The organism is Vibrio sp. 10N.222.51.C5, assembly GCF_041474575.1.
Lineage (GTDB): Bacteria > Pseudomonadota > Gammaproteobacteria > Enterobacterales > Vibrionaceae > Vibrio > Vibrio crassostreae_C.
Map to the genome: position 1 here is coordinate 1 of NZ_JBFRUJ010000025.1, position 17,168 is coordinate 17,168.

Annotated in this window: 14 protein-coding genes and 2 pseudogenes; 3 read left to right on the forward strand and 13 right to left on the reverse strand. The window is 40.9% G+C overall.

The features are described from left to right. Positions 1-302: 302 nt before the first annotated feature. On the reverse strand, positions 303-2,627 hold the full coding sequence (locus AB4558_RS09140; protein WP_102319993.1) for an ATP-binding protein: 2,325 nt from the start codon (positions 2,625-2,627) through the stop codon (positions 303-305). Positions 2,628-2,637: 10 nt separating this feature from the next. After that, complete coding sequence (locus AB4558_RS09145) at positions 2,638-2,946, reverse strand: Hpt domain-containing protein (RefSeq protein ID WP_017061719.1); 309 nt, start codon at positions 2,944-2,946, stop codon at positions 2,638-2,640. Positions 2,947-3,138: 192 nt separating this feature from the next. On the opposite strand from AB4558_RS09145, the gene AB4558_RS09150 reads away from it, so the two are divergent. From AB4558_RS09150 to AB4558_RS09160, 3 genes are all read left to right on the forward strand, one after another. Next, on the forward strand, positions 3,139-3,732 hold the full coding sequence (locus AB4558_RS09150) for a TfoX/Sxy family DNA transformation protein (RefSeq protein WP_372126949.1): 594 nt from the start codon (positions 3,139-3,141) through the stop codon (positions 3,730-3,732). 338 nt (positions 3,733-4,070) lie between these two features. Further along, positions 4,071-4,310, forward strand: a complete 240-nt coding sequence (locus AB4558_RS09155; protein WP_017061717.1) for a hypothetical protein — start codon at positions 4,071-4,073, stop codon at positions 4,308-4,310. Between the two features lie 117 nt (positions 4,311-4,427). Then, the gene (locus AB4558_RS09160) at positions 4,428-4,742 is read left to right on the forward strand and encodes a helix-turn-helix domain-containing protein (RefSeq protein WP_017061716.1); all 315 of its coding nucleotides are present in this window, start codon (positions 4,428-4,430) and stop codon (positions 4,740-4,742) included. A gap of 75 nt (positions 4,743-4,817) precedes the next feature. Here AB4558_RS09160 and AB4558_RS09165 read toward each other — a convergent pair. From AB4558_RS09165 to AB4558_RS09215, 11 genes and pseudogenes are all read right to left on the reverse strand, one after another. After that, a pseudogene (locus tag AB4558_RS09165) lies at positions 4,818-5,183 on the reverse strand (IS5 family transposase); the annotation flags it as partial. A 630-nt stretch (positions 5,184-5,813) separates the two neighbouring features. Next, the gene (locus AB4558_RS09170; protein WP_372074865.1) at positions 5,814-6,161 is read right to left on the reverse strand and encodes a hypothetical protein; all 348 of its coding nucleotides are present in this window, start codon (positions 6,159-6,161) and stop codon (positions 5,814-5,816) included. Positions 6,162-6,251: 90 nt separating this feature from the next. Beyond that, positions 6,252-8,834 carry a DUF1566 domain-containing protein gene (locus AB4558_RS09175; protein WP_372158686.1) on the reverse strand — a complete coding sequence of 861 codons (2,583 nt, stop codon included), beginning with the start codon at positions 8,832-8,834 and terminating at the stop codon, positions 6,252-6,254. A 202-nt stretch (positions 8,835-9,036) separates the two neighbouring features. Continuing rightward, the gene (locus AB4558_RS09180; protein ID WP_241910598.1) at positions 9,037-9,756 is read right to left on the reverse strand and encodes a hypothetical protein; all 720 of its coding nucleotides are present in this window, start codon (positions 9,754-9,756) and stop codon (positions 9,037-9,039) included. Positions 9,757-10,151: 395 nt separating this feature from the next. Next, the gene (locus AB4558_RS09185; protein WP_102321098.1) at positions 10,152-10,949 is read right to left on the reverse strand and encodes an outer membrane beta-barrel protein; all 798 of its coding nucleotides are present in this window, start codon (positions 10,947-10,949) and stop codon (positions 10,152-10,154) included. A gap of 1 nt (position 10,950) precedes the next feature. After that, entirely contained in the window at positions 10,951-11,982 is a 1,032-nt protein-coding gene (locus AB4558_RS09190) for a hypothetical protein (protein ID WP_065583729.1), read from the reverse strand. Continuing rightward, positions 11,982-12,704 carry a hypothetical protein gene (locus AB4558_RS09195; RefSeq protein WP_372158687.1) on the reverse strand — a complete coding sequence of 241 codons (723 nt, stop codon included), beginning with the start codon at positions 12,702-12,704 and terminating at the stop codon, positions 11,982-11,984. The genes AB4558_RS09190 and AB4558_RS09195 overlap by 1 nt, the downstream gene beginning before the upstream one ends. Positions 12,705-12,714: 10 nt before the next feature. Next, positions 12,715-15,465, reverse strand: coding sequence for a TcfC E-set like domain-containing protein (locus AB4558_RS09200; protein WP_372074867.1), 2,751 nt, complete (start codon positions 15,463-15,465; stop codon positions 12,715-12,717). Continuing rightward, positions 15,465-15,980 carry a hypothetical protein gene (locus AB4558_RS09205; RefSeq protein ID WP_102321101.1) on the reverse strand — a complete coding sequence of 172 codons (516 nt, stop codon included), beginning with the start codon at positions 15,978-15,980 and terminating at the stop codon, positions 15,465-15,467. Before AB4558_RS09205 ends, AB4558_RS09200 begins: the two co-directional genes overlap by 1 nt. 73 nt (positions 15,981-16,053) lie before the next feature. Continuing rightward, positions 16,054-16,566, reverse strand: coding sequence for a hypothetical protein (locus tag AB4558_RS09210; protein WP_372158689.1), 513 nt, complete (start codon positions 16,564-16,566; stop codon positions 16,054-16,056). 452 nt (positions 16,567-17,018) lie between these two features. Next, positions 17,019-17,168: pseudogene (locus AB4558_RS09215) on the reverse strand (ISAs1 family transposase); the annotation flags it as partial.

Below are 17,168 nucleotides of genomic sequence, written 5' to 3' on the forward strand. Positions count from 1 at the left end.
TGTCAGCATTAAAGAATTGCTTAAATTGCTTCTGTAAGGAGATAATCGTCATCGGCTTCACTATTGATGTAGGTAGTTTGTTTGGCGACGATTATCTGATCATAAATGAAGCCTTTTTTCTATCTAAATAAACAAGTTAGCTCTTAAGATCCTGTCTATGATTGGATGATAGTTATTTTCATAACAGTTTGGGCATTATCTTGATGACAATGCCCATAACTCTCAGAAAAACAGATGAAAATAATACATGAAGATCCGAAGATGGCTTACCCTCAGGTTATAGGTAGGAGTATTTAACTAAGTTAGCAAGTACCACCTGATAAAGCGCAATGAAGCTTTAGCTTTAGATCGCTCGGGTTGAGCGGTTTGGTTAGATAACACGAAAAGTATTGGTCCATTCGAGCCTCTTCTTGAATGGTAGCTCGTGCCGTAACGGCAATTATAGGTAACGATGGCTTACGCTTTTCCAACTCAGAAGCAAGCTCAATGCCATCCATAACCGGCATTGAAATATCCGTCAGTACAACATCAAAGTCATGTTCAGAAGCGAGTGCTAAAGCCTCCAAACCATCATTCGCGGTCATGCATTCACAACCTAGCTCGTTTAAGTGGAACTCTAGAATTTCTCGGTTGAACTCAACATCATCAACGATCAAGGCTTTTTTACTTGTGCAGTCTAAGCGCTCTCTAACGTTATATACCTGTTCAGCAACACCGTTAGAACACTCAAGAACATTCATAATTTCTTGAGCTGGGAGTGAGATAACAAAAGTACTACCGGTGCCGAGCACACTCTCAACACGCAACGAACCCTTCATTAACTCTACGATGGTTTTAGTTATCGCCAAGCCCAAGCCAAAACCAAACTGTTGGTCTTCTTGATTAACCTGTTCAAAGCCGTTAAACACCGCATCCAATTTATCTTGGGGAATACCGACTCCAGTATCGCTTACGGAGATATTGAATGCTCTATCGTCGGTTGAAACTTCTATTGTCACCCCTCCCTTGTTTGTAAACTTCAATGCGTTCGAAACTATATTATTGATTGCTTGCTTAATACGAAGCTCATCAATCATCAATGTTGTCGAAGCATCGACATTGCATATAATATCAAGCGACAATTGTTTAGACTCGCTAAGCGGAAAAAACGTATTTTCAATTTCGCGCATCAAACTCATTACTGACAGGCATTTAGGGTTTAATGAATAGCTTGCTGCTTTTACTCTTTCAAAATCCAATAGGTCATTCACAATGCCTAAAATAGTATTGCTCGCACTCGAAATACCGTTCAGCTGATGGCGATATTCGTCAAAGTTTTTGCTATGGCTTAGCATATGTGTATAACCAATAATCGCGTTCAGTGGCGTGCGAACCTCATGGGACACATTTGAAAGCAGCACCGATTTCTGTTTATTGGCCTCACTCGCCTCTTGCGCTGCTATCTCGTACTGCTTCGTTCGCTCTTCAACTTCATATTCAAGCCCTTCAATCAAATTTTGAATCTGGATCCCAGCCTCAGAATAAGCCTTTGAAAGCTGTTCAATTTCGTCTCCATTACTATAAACAGTATGTCTGGATTTATTAAAATCACGCTGCTTTAGATATTTAGCTTGTGCGATCAATTTAGAAATAGGTATCAGCATCTTATTCACCGCGATTGAGTTAATAGCTAAAAACAGACCAAGCAAAAGGATATAAGCAAAGAACAGGCGTTTGATCAACGAGTTATCACCAGATAAAACCAGCTCTTTGGTGGTCGCATAACTGGAACGAATCACATGCTCTGGCGTGACTAAAATCAACCTCCAACCGGTTTGACGGTTCTGAACAAAAGTGACATTGAAAACACCTTTTTCGCCACTTACCACAAAACTACCCAAGTAATGTGACATGATATGGCTTCCGACACTCTTTTGAATTTGTTCATCAAAAACACTTTCAGACATCAATTGGTCGACATTCTGTTGTAGATTCGACGCGATAAGCTTGCCGCTGTCGTCTACTAAGAAATAACGGTATTGGAATTCATCGATCATATTTTCAAAAGTCAGTGAACGAGAAAAATACTCTAAATCTAAATCAAATTTGAGTAACGCGTTATCCCAGTGCTCTGGACGGATATAAATGGCAAACTTAGTGACGTGCCCCACTTTAACTTCTTTCCCTATATAGAAATTCTTGTAGTGGATCATGCGACTAAAATCGACAGAAATAGAGCGGCTTACAATACCATTTTCGGTGATAGAGACTTCTTGGTTGCGTTCAGTGTCAATAAAAAGCACCTTTTTGATAAAGGGCTTAAGCTTAGTATTGATATAAGCCAGCTGTTTATTACGAAGTGCCTCGTTTTTCGATTCATTAACAAAATCATGAGCAAAATCAATCGCCACATGATCCACTTCCTCAGTGATCAGCTCGACCTCTTTATCAAGGGTTACACTTTGAGCTTTCACAAAGGTAAGTAGAAGCTTTTTGTTATTTCCCGTAATGCTCTCCTTTATCTCTTCAAATTGGTTTTGTGAAGAAACCTGAACGATTTCGATAGCGGAGTACGTAAGCAACACCACAAATAGAACCAGTATTGTTGCGTTGGTGAAAATGATTTTATTTTTAAAAGACACGTTCATATCCTCCAACTTAAGCGTCAAAAAGTTGAATCATGGCGTTAGACACATCCATCAAAATCTTTTTTCCTGCACTTTCATTGATTACCGCGTCGTAGTGCTCCAATTTAAGACAAATTCTTGCAACCTCTGTAGCCCCGCAAGATAACGCAATGCCTTTCACTTTATGGGCGAGCGCTCGATTGGACTCACCTCCTTGAAGAATATCATCATTAACCTTGTGCAAACTTCTAATAGCAATCTGACGAAATCGAACGCCAATATCCGATTGAAAGTTACAACCCGTCGCCATTAAAAATACATTTGTGTCGATGCTATACATACCAATTTCTCCCGCCTTCGTGACCCCCCTTAATTTTGACCGTCTGTTACAAAACTGATATGGCAGATCGAGAATTTAAATAACCGGCATGCCTAATGGCATTGTCTGTTTTTTAACTTGGCTTATGCCATATTCACTGCTGGCTACATTTGGACAATAGATCACACTTTTTATGATTATCGAGTGAAAATAATGGCTCAACTTTTCAGACATACTTTTAGACGCTTGGAACAATTAGGTCGAGTGTCTATAAAACAAATATTTGGCGTAACGGCCTTCTATGTAGATCACGTTTTGCTCGTTCTACATAAAAGTGGGGAGCTGTACCTCAGAGGAACACCGGCACAAGAAGGCTACTTTATTAACAAGGGCTACCCCAAGGTGAATGCGAGCGTACTTGGAGTAAGTCAGAATGCGGATTATTACAAGTTGCCAGCAAACCCTTGGAGCAAGTATTCTTTGACTCTATGTGAAGCAGAAATCGCACTAGAGCAAATAAAGAGATCACAAAGCAGTTATATTTCTGCTCCCGAAAGGCTCAAAGACTTACCCAACATGCGATTCTCAACTGAGCAACTTCTTGAGAAAGCGGGTATAAACTCCATTGAGAAACTCAAAAACCTGGGCACGATTGGTGCTGTAGAGGCTATCCAACAGCATACCCACCATAAACCAACCATCGAGTTAGTTTGGTCGTTAGAGGGTGCAATCCAGGGTATACACCGTTCACAACTGCCGACGAACCTAAAAAATGCATTGCGCACCCAAGCTCAAAGTTATTGTTAGCCTATATTGTTTTAACGAAGCTTAGATTCTTGTTAAATCCAAATGCGGTCAATTTGATGCCGTGGCTATTCCTAGCTACGGCTCATTAGGCTAACCCGCTGTCCTTAAGTGATTTCACTCAAGTTTAACGTCTTTAAATTAGCCTCCCCTTTCATTTGATCGCCCACTCCGTTTTAATTTTCACTGCCAGCCTTTATTTTGGTTTCCTACTATTCCCTCTGCTACAAATTACCATTCAAGTTTTAATGCAACTGAATTTATAACTATTTATTTTACAACCTGCCCTATCGCTACCAAACTAGGCATATCAACACAACACTAATAAAAGGTGCCTAAATATGCGTTCATTAATCTTTATTTCAACAGCAGTATTAGCAACTCTTATCTCTTTTCAGTCGGCGGCCGCAAATGTCACTGTGCGTTGGACAGGGAAAGTACCGACTTCTGACTGCGCTTCAAACCCTATTAGCAATCAAGTCGCGTTCAACTCACAAAGCGAACGTTGTAAGGTTGAACTTAAACAAACTGAAATAACTAATACAAAAACAGCAAATAAAATGGTTTCGTTTGATGTGTAATATGAAAGGAAAACCCATTAAGTAGGCATAATAGCCAGATTAATATTCAACCTGACCTTGCATGTAATCGCAGCAAATAAATAATACGGGTATGATAATTAAACTGGCTGTTTGTTTATGCACTTAATCTTACATAAAGGGTCGCTAAGAATTTCGCTAGCCGACCACCCAACGATAAAACCCATCCAGCTCACACTCAGTGAATTTTTAGTTCTAAAAGAGTTACTCACTCATCAAGGGGAGCATTTAACCAAACACCATCTACTAAAAATGGGATGGCCCAATTCATTCGTCTGTGACAATGCATTGAATATGGTGATCATGTCTTTAAGAAAGAAGCTTCTTAGGCTCGGTGGATGGATAGAAATCAATACCATTTACAAGATAGGTTATAGTTTAAATAAAACTGACAAAATATGTGTTTTGCAGTGAATTTAAACACTCCCGTCCAAAAACCAGCGCCGCCAACCTACAACTTGCCTTTGAATATGACCAATGCATTCGGTCAGTTGCATCAATGGCTAGGTGTTGTATCGCTCCTCTCGCTTTAGTCTTAAATGAGACCTCAACTTGCTTGGCTCTACGACTGATGCAGGTGTAATGCGGACAACTTAACGGCACATGGGCTAACCTAAATATCGAGTCGATAAATCCTTGCAGCGCTCTCAGTGGCATAGAAAAAACTCGTTTCACCATGAGTGCTGTCGTAATAGCTAAATCACTGAACCGACGTGGCCTCCCGCGCTTATTCTGTTTGCTTTGCGCCCACCCACTTATTGCTTCTTCATCGATCCAGAAGGTCAGAGAACCACGGTTAATGAGCGATTGGTTGTATTGCTTCCAGTTGGTTGTTTTGTAACAAGGTTTAGGCATAAGGCTACGAGAGAGAGTGGTGGTAGCTGTTCAGATCGTAGGTTCTTGATTTAGTTCCATTGAATTACGCAACAAAGCCCCTGCCGATGCATACTATACGAGCGTTAAGCTCCGTTCTTGTCATTTTTGATAAGGCGACAACACTGAGTATATGTCAGCCTGATACGCACGAGACGTAGTTCTGATTGGATGGGTTGTTGCTGTTGACGTTGCCATAGTTGAGGTTCACGTTGTAGTAGTTGGAACCATTAGCCGTCGACGACCAGTAGTTGTTGTTGGTCGCCCAACCCTTCACGTTTGCACTTATTGTTTATACGGAGTGTTGCCTTTCGACTTGCCCCCCTTTATTACCTCTAATAAGGCCATAAGTGCCGATAACATACCAGGGCCCGCTCACCAATGCCGTAACAAAGGTGTTCTCTAGGCGCAGCAACGCTGCTATGTTCCCTGTTTTTAGCGTATCGCCTTATCAAAAACATTACTAAGGCTACCGTTCAGTCCAACGAATAACATCAAACAGCAACCTACCCTCTGGGTTAGATGTGTCCGGTGTGCATTCGTCTAGCTGGTGTACTAACCACTGTGGCATCCAAACTTTAGCGAAGCTGTTATCTATTTTTAGTCTAGGATTTAAGTCAGACCGTTCATGTACAGGTAAGTCGTTTTTGTGCGATAGATACCACTCTTCCCAATTAGACATATCGGCATAAAAACCAATGCTGATGATACCTTTTCGTCAGGAAACACCCCTACTTTTGCAAGGCTGCTTACAGGTAACCCGCCCGATAGAACACATTGTGACCCGAGTTTTTTAACCACTTTAGCTGACACTTTTAAAACAGGCAAAGAGGGGTGAGTGACCACCCACTGCTGCCATGCGAACAGCGCTTGATCATAAAAACGAACAAACATGCCTTCATGTATGCCGATAATTTTACCTTGTTGCTGACTAAGCTTGAGTTTTGTTTCAATATCCATATTAATCCTTACTGAGTTTAGAAAATAAACCGCTACCCTCTATAAAAAGAAAAAACGGCCCTGCGGGCCGCAAACTCTGAACGTTGAACCCTAAGAACCTGATACGCAAGAGACGTAGAACTGAGAGGATGGGCCGGTGCTGAAGACGCCGCCAGAGCGGAGGTTCACGCGGTAGTAGTTGGAACCAATAGCCGTCGACGACCAGTAGTAGCTGCTGGTCGCCCAACCCTTCGCGGTGTACATGTGACCAAAGTTATTAAAAAGACTCGTCAACTCATCTATATTTGCTAAAGCCCAATCATCTCTCCCGTTAAGCTCAAGTGTATTATAATGTTCACAAAGGCTATGTGCTTCAGTAACACTAAACAGTGCAAACGATCCTGAAGGACCATAAGGGATATTGTCAACATGACTACCGTAGTAATTACCACTATAGCCAACAGCGTTTAAAAAGCTCTCACTTGGAGTACCGGTAAACAACTTTCCATCGCTTTCCGCAATTTTAACACAGGCACCCGCGGCGTTTTGTTGATCATCATCCCCAACTTGGCCACCACACAAATAGGCATGAAAGGTAACTTGGCTAATCGCATTAGTCTGTGTATTGGTTGTTGTGGTGTAAGATGACGCCACATCAAAGGTCATGGTCGTTGTTGGGGTTTGATAGTTTGTATCCCACTTTACCCGCACTTTTTGCTCACCTGATTCATCGGTTTGAGTCGTTTCCGCTTCAAGGATAGGAGTAACCATTTCTGCGGTGTCTGGGTGCTGTTCTGTACTTACCACTGAAATGACTGAGTAACCTTCTACTGGGTTGCTATTTTGATCGGTCAAGGTCGCAGTAACCTGGCCACCTTCCACTGACGTATAAGGTACCGTGTCAATCGTTGCTTCTGATGACACTGCAGCCGTCTTTTCATCACCAATAAACTTAACTTCATAGTCTTGAGTAATGCCACCCACATCAAGGGTTAATGTGACGGTTTCCGCTTTTAAACTGGTTAAGCGAAACTCGGCAATACCATAGCTGTCTGTGGTAACGTTATCGCTGTCCAATGTCACATTTGGGCTAGAGACAGAAGCCGTCACAAGGGTATCTGGTCTTACTTCTTGACCGAGTTTTAACTCAACAAATACAGAACCAACATCAACTCCATCCGCGACAACTTCCGTGCTTGAGGTAGGCAATACAGTAATTAAACCTTGCTTAACACATGTCACATAATAAGCCGATGTTGGATCGACATCGCCTGTAAGGGTGCTGCCATCTTTAAGATCCACCCACTTAACCAGATCTGCTCCGTCATCATAAGCGAGGTATTGCGCTTTAACAGGCCAGTTATGTAACGCCTGAACATCGGTATCAGTGGCCATCAGCTTAAGTTGATCAAACGTCGGCACTGAACCACCGATGGTGTCGCAGTATGCTACGGCCGACGGATAACGAAAACCAGCCATATCAATCGCTGGGCTGTAGCCATCATCGTTCAGTTTTATATCATAAGGCGAGCCTTGCCCGGCTGCATCAAGTGCGGTGGGTGGTCCAATATAGAGATCCAACAAATGAGAAATGTCGTCCCATTTTGATGACTGATTAGGATCGGTCACTTCAACACGAATCAAACCCATGTCATACACTCCATTATGATCACTAACCGCAAAACTAATATAGTGGTAACCTGGTTGTGACGCTTGAAAGACGATCGTTTTATTCTGAGTGTCCAGTGGATCTTTAGGTACCGCTTTTGCGTTAAACGATTCAACATACACCAATTGATAATCATCACTATCGTCCGAGGAAACAAAGCCGCTGATGTCGATTTCTTCATCGGTCAATACGTTGACAACAACTGGATATACAATATTATCGTCAATCGTAAAACCTTGGTTAGCTTCGTAGCCCACCGCAACATCTAAAACCCCCATCAGCACAAGGCCATTAACCGAGTCTTCTAACGTATAAAGAACACGGTCAATGCCGGTAAAACCTGACGGCGGGGTATAATCCATAGTCTGGTCATCTGTACTATTTATTTGAACTGAGCTCGAGCGACCGTACGGTAGTGTAAGCTCCGTTAATACAAACTCGTCACCTAACGTAAAGCCGACTTTCTCCAATTCGTCCTTCAGTAAAACACTCACATCTTCATTAATCAGTGTTGTTGCACTTACTGGAACCAGTTCGGTTGAGCTAGGATTACTACTTACCGCAATGCGCGTAAACGCAGAACTCGAACCTTCTGAGCTACTACTATCACTCATTGGCGCTTCAGCCATACGGCTCATTGGCGACAATGTTTTAGGAGTCACATGATATCGATAGTCACACACCTTGGTATCAAAGGCCTGAATTACAAACCCTGTTTCCGTCATACTTTCTACTTGGCAGCTATCATCATTAGACAAGACCTCGACTTCACTCAGCGCAAAGCCACCACCCGTTGATGAAAATACCTTTGACGACAGGTCAACCTCGAACGATTCAGCATAGCCAGTCGAGTAGGTAGCATTTTGAGCGGAAAGCGTCGCGCTTTGAGTATTAGGGGAAACACTTGCTGAGCTTCCGGCACTTCCTTCACTGCCCTCTCCACCACACCCAAAAAGGGTAAGCGTAGTAGCGACGACAAAACCCAGGGGAATGCTTCCTCCTGGCTTATTGCTTAAAAGGTTCATATTACTTCTCTTTACTTTTTATTGATTTCAAAATTGATTTTATGATTTGTATTTAATGTTGTATTGGGCATTTACACTTTGCTGATAACAGTGATGCCATGTAGGCTAAAATTAGCACTGAACATGGGTAATGAATGCTGATCGTCCTTGATTAGCATTAATCATTGAAGGCCTATAATTATGTCTATTTTCAGCGTTCCTATTACTGAATAGGCAGTTGCATCTCTTTAGAGTATTTTTTATCGTAAGATGTTACGGTTACATTAAGTTGTTCACTTTGCGTATATTCCGCAAGAGAAAACGTTTTATCCCGACCAGATACAACAGTGAACTTTTGTTTGCATTGCGTATTATTTTCTGTTGTACATGAGTTAACATAAACATCAATTAGCGTATTACTATTATTATCGATGCGTAAATTCTCGCCCTGATTGTAAATCTTATAATCAAAACTTGGCTTTGTCGTAGGCAGAATATAAACCGGTGAAAAACCATAGTTTATCTCGACACCGTGAATTTTCTCTCCCTCTTCTTTATAACGACTAGGAGTAAATGGCAGCATAAACATCAAATCTTTGCTGTTATCGCAAGACGTGTTGTGACATAAGCTACGAACACCCACGTCTTTCTCTTCACCAGGTCTTAAAACTAATCTTGGGTGCGTAAGAGATATTTTCCAATCATCTAGATTGTTTCTTGTATAACTATTACGAACGATTTTGTCGCCATCAATAAACTGAATTTCTTGTACTTTTCCATTAACAAAAATCGGGTGAGACTCATCATTAATAAGTGTCACGACACCATTGCCCTTTTTATCCGCGACGACAATCATCTTGTCGACATTAAAAGCATTGGCAGCAGTAGAAGTCATTGCTGAACAAATTGCGAATACTGTTAATAGATTATATTTAATTTTCATATTTCTCTCTACTAAAAATAATAAATTTTATGATACTACTCGTCTATTTTGCTCAGCGCGTATATAACACCAAGCGCGAAAAGAATGAGTACATACATGTTTAAAATATTTGGTCCGATCATTACTCCGCTCTCTTATATTTGACCTTCATGCATATAATTGAGGTATTAATTAGCATATTTGCGAGCCCAAACGATAAAAGGTGAGTAGCTCGATTGGTGAGCAGTATCGCGCATTCGGATTTAAAGGTATTGGGCACTCTTGAATTTCAAAAACGCAAGATGCGAGATAGCTAAACAAGTGTAGATATCATTTACATTGGCGAGATACTCTCTGCTACAAACAAAGAAACACTGCCAAAAAATTGGCAGTGTTTCTGTTTCAAGGAAGGCAACTTAATCTAAACAGCTAACTTTCGGGTAAAGTATTTTCTCTTCAGGGTAAATCAAATTCAAATCACGATTATTAAGATTTGGATTTGCTTCGACTAATTCATCAAGTGAGCTATCAAATGCTCTTGCAATTCGGTGCAAATAGTCGCCAGGAACCACTCGGTATTCAACTAAACGCTGCTGACACGATGGCGCCTTCTTAATTGGGACAATAGACGCCAATTGGGTTTTCGGCCTTGATACTTGGGTCGACTCTTCAACAAGCTGGTCAACATTGGGCCTTGGGTTAATATCTGAAAGGCCTTCTGCGGCTTCATTGCTTGAAAAACGATAAACCAACAGTGCATTAAATGCGTATAGATCGTCTTGTTGACGAGCTAAATCAAAGACGCCTTGGTAACCAAGGTCGGCGCTCCAATTTTTACTCAATTGGTATTTAAGACCAAGCGATGCCGTAAAATTGGTGTCGTCACTAGAAAACGCGCCCCCGACTCCTGCATACAAGGAGGCAAATTCACTGACGGGTAGCAATAAGTCGGTTTCAACCATTACCGCACGTAAACTATCTATTTCCGAATCAGAAAAAGCAGAATAATCAGCATAGCCAAGTTCAAATAGTACGTTTTCACTAATGTTATATCCAACCGCCGCCTTATAACCAAGTGCTTCAGTCTGTCCCATGTTGTCATCAAATGCAGAAAACGTCATGCCACCACTCATCTGGATAGGCAGCTCCTCTGCTGATACACTTATGGATAAGAACACAGCGATAATCGATGACATTAAGTTCATTTTTTTCATCTTAAATACCAGGCTCCAACATGATCGTTACTTCATCAAAATAATCTCCGGAAACAGCAGAACTGCCCTCAATATCGTAATCAAAGTCTAAAGTAAAGTTAATACTTGTTTGCACTCCAGCTCCTTCTGAAATAGCCGTTGTTTGATACATTAATTGTCCTTCATCAACTAAGTTACCAGAGCTGCACTGATCGCAATGAATGCTGTAAGGAATAACCACACCAGGGTTACTTGAATTAACCAATTCGTATGACTGTAAGGGCATTGTTAAAACAATTCCGTCATTAAAATAGCCGTTCGCTGTAATATCAAATGACGTTGTCGATGTTATTCTTTTGCCAATTGTGTCGTAGACTGGCGTCATGACACCATCTCCACTTACAAAAACACTGTCGAGTTGAACAGGCTGATAATCAAATGAAAACAACATCACTTCATTGATGTTGCGATAAGTCATAATGCCGTCATTTTCATAGTAGTAACGAATATTTACCGGCACTGAAGCTGAATATTGCCCCTCTGGTAGCCCACTTAATGCCGACACTATTTCACTTTCGTTAATATCGAAAATAGGTCTCAGGAAAATAAATGGGCTCGATTTTTGTTTATTAATTAATCGAACAGACGAAACACAGTTTGGACCTTCAACAGTCACAATCGGTAGTGACACTTCATCAAATGAGCACCCACCACCTACCGTATTCGCTGACTGGGCAAATTCAATTCCAGTAGTATTGTATTGAACGCCCGATATATCGATCGATATTGACGGTGAAGTATTCCCATTTCCCCCAATTAAAGTCATCTCTGTTGGAGGTGTACCCGAAAATGTCGCGGCCGCCCAAGCTTCTGAAGCCTGCAACATAGGAGGAGTTTCCCACGTACTTGGCAGCATTTTACCATTGTAACGTGTCACATTGTCCCAACGAACACCACCAGCCTTCACTTCCGCGCGAACTTCAAACGCAGCTTGAGCCATGCTTGTCGTCATTAATGCAATAAACGCTACAATATATAGGATAGGTCTAGGCATTATATTTTACCTCTCGTCACCATTTCTTTCTTTGAATAGCTTCTGTCGTGAGATGTCACGGTAATGGTCAACTCGTTATTTCGCATAGTTTCGGTTAAAGGGAACGTCTTATTCCTTCCCGATACAACCGTAAATTTTTGTTTGCATTGGGCTTTGTTTTCAGCAACACATGCATCTACAAAAAAATTGAGCATGGTATTACTTTTATTTTCGACTCTAAGGCTATCACCGTTGTTGGTTAATTCGTAAGAATAATTCGGTTGTGTTGTAGGAATAATATAAACAGGTGCGAATCCGTAATTAATTTCCACACCACTCACTACTTCACCAGGTCTGTATTTACTTGGAGAAAAAGACAGCATAAACATCAAATCTTTTGAATTATCGCATGCAGCGTTGTGGCATAAACTACGTATGCCAATGTCTTTCTCTTCACCAGGGTTCATAACTACCTTCTGGTGCGTTAATGACACCTTCCAATCGTTTAAGTTGTCTCTTGTATATTGTTTTTTTTCTACCTGTTCTCCATCAATAATATTTATTTCATCCACCTTTGCTTGGATAAAAATTGGGTGAGACTCGTCGTTGGTTAACGTAACGATACCGTTCCCTTTATCATCAGAGACAATAACCATTTTATCTACCGTAAAAGCTTGTACACTTATAGATAACAATATAGCGGTGAGTGATACTAAATTTAGTAGAACTTTATTGGATTTCATTTCCCACTCCTTAATTAACTTGTGCGACTGGGTATGTAATGGCGTTGGTGCGATAAAGTCGCTTTGCCAACAGTTTTAACTGATCGATATCTCTTTTATGAAGCGCTATTGTTTCCGCCATGTTTATAGATTCATGCGCTATATAAATTGCCTTAAACGAACCCACTTCTTTCTGAATAATTCGATAACCGTGTGACTCGAGCTTTTTAAGCGCTTTATTCAGTTCAATCGAGCTTTCGTATGCACCTAAATACATCGCTTGTAGTCGTTCATCTGCATCAATCAAATCTATCTGCTTTTCTTGAGCTATTGGCAAACAATAGTTTTGACCAAAGTTCATCTGATTTGTTGAAGTAAATTCATAAGGCAGTAAGCATTGGCTTTCTTTCGCTGACAATTCAAAGTTCATGCCTTCCAATACGGTTACTCTATAAACACCGTCGGCCATTTCATTGACTTCAATACAACCTTCTCCATGACACTCCACTTCTGTAATCGGCTGTTCTGATATGTCATTAAAGGCGCTGACAAACGAAACGACGCGACTAACTCTTGGCTCAATAGAAGCAACCGTACCTGGGTGTGTAAACACGGTTACGTTACTATCACCAGAGTTGTAAAGATCAACGCTCTCTGAATCAAATTTCGCACGATATTGACTATAGTCTTCCAAAGGCACAATTGTTTCATCGTTATATACGATGAACTTACTGTTGTTTCGCCCTTCTTTTTTAAGAGAGAAGTAACCTTTTTCATCAAACGTCTGCTCTGTATTCTGCGACTGATGAATATCGACAAGCGTATAAGACGTTGCCGCTTTATCGGTAATATAAACGCCGTCTGTCGTCACGATTTGAGTGCTAGACAAGCCAGCATTGATACCACTCGTACCATTGGTGGACGTATGGGCGGAGGCATTCATTCGAGCGTATTTAGTCGTGCCACTGGTCGCCAATAACGCATCTTGATACATATCATCCTGTTGTCGATCGTAGGTGTTACTCACCTCAAGCGACGTATTAAAGGAGTCTGAGTCAATTAACTGATTTCGTCTTACTGTTGTTTTAAATTGATTAATGTCATCACTATCACTCGTCAGGCCCACGATAGTTTCTACTGTGTCTGACAACGGGACACTCCATAACAAATTAACTGATATGTCGTCCGTCGCCTCAGAGTAATCGACGTTAATATTAACTCGCGAATCTAAAACTGTGGGCGTGCTGTAACCAACGGAAATAAACTGCTGTTCCTGTTCATCCGAGTTACCTAAATTGTCTAACTGCTTGTCGTTATTAAGCGAGTAAACCGCATACATAGATTGTCCACCGCGGAAGCTGTACGAAGAATTCAACGATAGACGTGAATAATCGGCATATCCGTACATATAAGAAGCAACTGGATCACCAAGTTCATTATCGAGAGACTCATAAGATAGACTTAAATAAGGGATACCGATATTAGCATTAAAGTGAGATGCGTCTTCGAATTGGCTGTACACAGCTTCAGTACTCAAATCCCAATCAATCAGATTGTATGCACCACCAACGGTGTACATAGTGCCACTGTCCGTGACCAAGCCGCCCAAGCCTACTTGCAACGAACGGGTGAGTTGGTAGTTAGCTAATGCCTTGCCATAAACATCGTCTTCAATATTTTGAATGCCATGTTCCGTGTAGTCGTAATGGCTTCCTGAAAACATACCCGCAGTGGCAACGAAATCCACTTCCCCCTGAGTCAGAGAGTCACCTTTGGTGTTATATACTTGATAAGTCTGGGTATTAACAACTTGCCCACCACTTGTCACCTCAAGTACAGCTTCATAGCGACCAGATGGTAACTTGCTGTAAGGAATTGAGTTCTGCCCTTCTGGTACGTTATCTTGAAAAATCAATCGACCATCACGAAGAACTTGTACACCGCCACTTGTTGGCGCATAAAAGCTCAATACTTTGTCGTTATTATGTCCGCCTACGAGCAACTTTTTAGAGGTACCTACCGTGAGCGAGTTTTGAGCAACTCGAGCGGTGTTATTCAGGAAGTCAGTTGAGTTAACCTCTGGCTCAAATTCAAAATGACCCGCTTTTATTGAGTAAGAATCGATATCTAAATGATATGCCGCTTCATACAATTCAGAACCGTTATCACTGTTGTTGGCATTGAAATCAGTTTTGAGGTATCCGTAAGGTAGCCCCAGTGTCGTTTCATTATTTAAAGAAACGATTGAGTCTTGATCTTGATATTCACTCACGTACAGATCAAATGAATTGATTAACCCATTGTGTTGACTCAGAGACGAGTGGTATACCAGTTCTTCATCGAGATTCGAGTATGACAACACCTGTGGAGATACAAAAAGATAGACTTCTTGATCGTTATAGTTATGAACGATCTCAAACGTTTCTGGGTACAACTCACACTCATCGAGCTTACCTAAACACTCAGACTGATCTTGTATGCCAACCATTAATTGATCTATGATCTTCTGCTGGTACTCAGCCGACACTGTATTATCATTTAAATAGTCAGATACCTGTGCGATCGCTTTTTTATTATTCGAGTCTAATTTTAACGTGTTAAACGACGTTAAAAATGGGATCGGTGAAGTAAGGGAACCATCTAAGTTACGTATACGGACTGTTGACTCTTTCAATTCAAACAGTTCTTCAAAACCTTCAAGAACATTTTGACTATAACTTGAATACGAATACACAGGCAATAGCACTAAAATTGCCATTGTTATGAGTTTGAACCTGAACATTATATATCTACCTCTATATTGAACTCTATCTCACCATTACACCTCTCCGCTTGGCCCGCTGTGATGATATCTTTAAATGACTGAAAACTTAATATAATGTCATGCTCACTATACTTATTGTCGCCATCATTTAAATTGAAATTTGAAAAAGAGACGGATTCACCCTCTGACAAACTTTTCCCGTCAATCGTTAATGTAACGAAATCATCCTGAACATTGCTCACTCCAGAGTAGTCCGTACAAATTGACGTATTTTTTGTTAACGTTGAAATATAAGGAATATCCGAAGACTCAAAAGGTATATCTGTTTCAATTCTTAATGTGGTATTAACATCATCAAATTTTGTTTTGTCTTGATTTGACGTCAACTCCAGAACTGCCGGAATAAATTCAACAGAATTAATTGAATTTGTATAAAGTTTGCCTACATCGAGGCTCGTAGTAATGTAAAGCACTTTGAAATCGGCGTTGGCATTCATACTCATGAAAGCCAATAGTATTAAAACTTTTTTCATATTGACTACCATCGTAGAGAAATAAGGCTCGTAGTAATTACTACGAGCCTTTGAATCGGGAATTTTCTACAAATTAAACAAGGTCAGCCATAACCGTTACTGATGCTTGAACAGTAGTTCCACCTACTTCAGATTCAGGTAATACAGCAGTCTGCATAACTTTAGTTGAAATAGTTTCTTCACCAGAAACAACATCACCAACGGCTACTGGTGCACCATTTACATTAATCTCAACAGCTTGAGATGGGTTTGCCACACCGTCAAAAGCTACTGATGCATCAACTAGAGTCCAGTTAGCTGAAGCTAATGCACCAACAACAGGAGTAACAGCATCACCATCATTTAAGTGAGACTCAAGTACGATAGTATCTGATTCAAACACACCGTCTGTGCTTGGAGTGATAGTACCGTTAAGCGCTGTTGTATCACCTCCTAGGCCAGTGATGATAAGTGCATCTGATGCGTTAGTTACTGGAACAGTGCCACTCCATATAACAGTAGCATTTGAAGATGCGTTAGCACCTGCACTTACTGCCATACCCATAAGAAGAACTGATGCTAGTGCGCTTTTTTTGAAGTTAAACATTTTACTTTCCTTTAAAGATTAAATATTTCATAAATTAGTAATCCCGCTCCTGCGTTTAAATTTGTTAACGCTCATCGGTGACAGGACGAAATAAATTATGCGGAACACTGGAAAAGAAATATTGGGCATTTGAAAATCCCATTTGCCGAAAATGCCGATTCGATAAAACCATCAACAGTAAAGCTAGTAATACCTACCTTCGTTTTATCTACATCTATAATAAAAACCTGCCCGATAAGCTATAGTTTAAATTCTAATAAAAGAAGATTGAATTACATAAGCAATCGAACAATACTTACCATAATAGAGATTATCGAGGACAAAGAATGCCACTCACGTTTGCACACTTCTTAGAACAAGCCAGAAAGGAGCGAGGTTTAACACAGCAGGAGATGCTTGAGTTACTGCTTGAGGCCGACCCGACATTGTCTAAGCTCGACCTCAGGGCAAGATTACGAAGCCCCTTGCCCTGCAAGGACTTGCGAAAGGTAAGCGTTATTGCGGTTCGCTTTTTTCTGCTTTCTTTTGATCCCTGCTTTGAAGCTGATTTCTTCCGTCAGCAGATTTAAAGCTATATGTCTGATAACTGCTAAATTCTCACC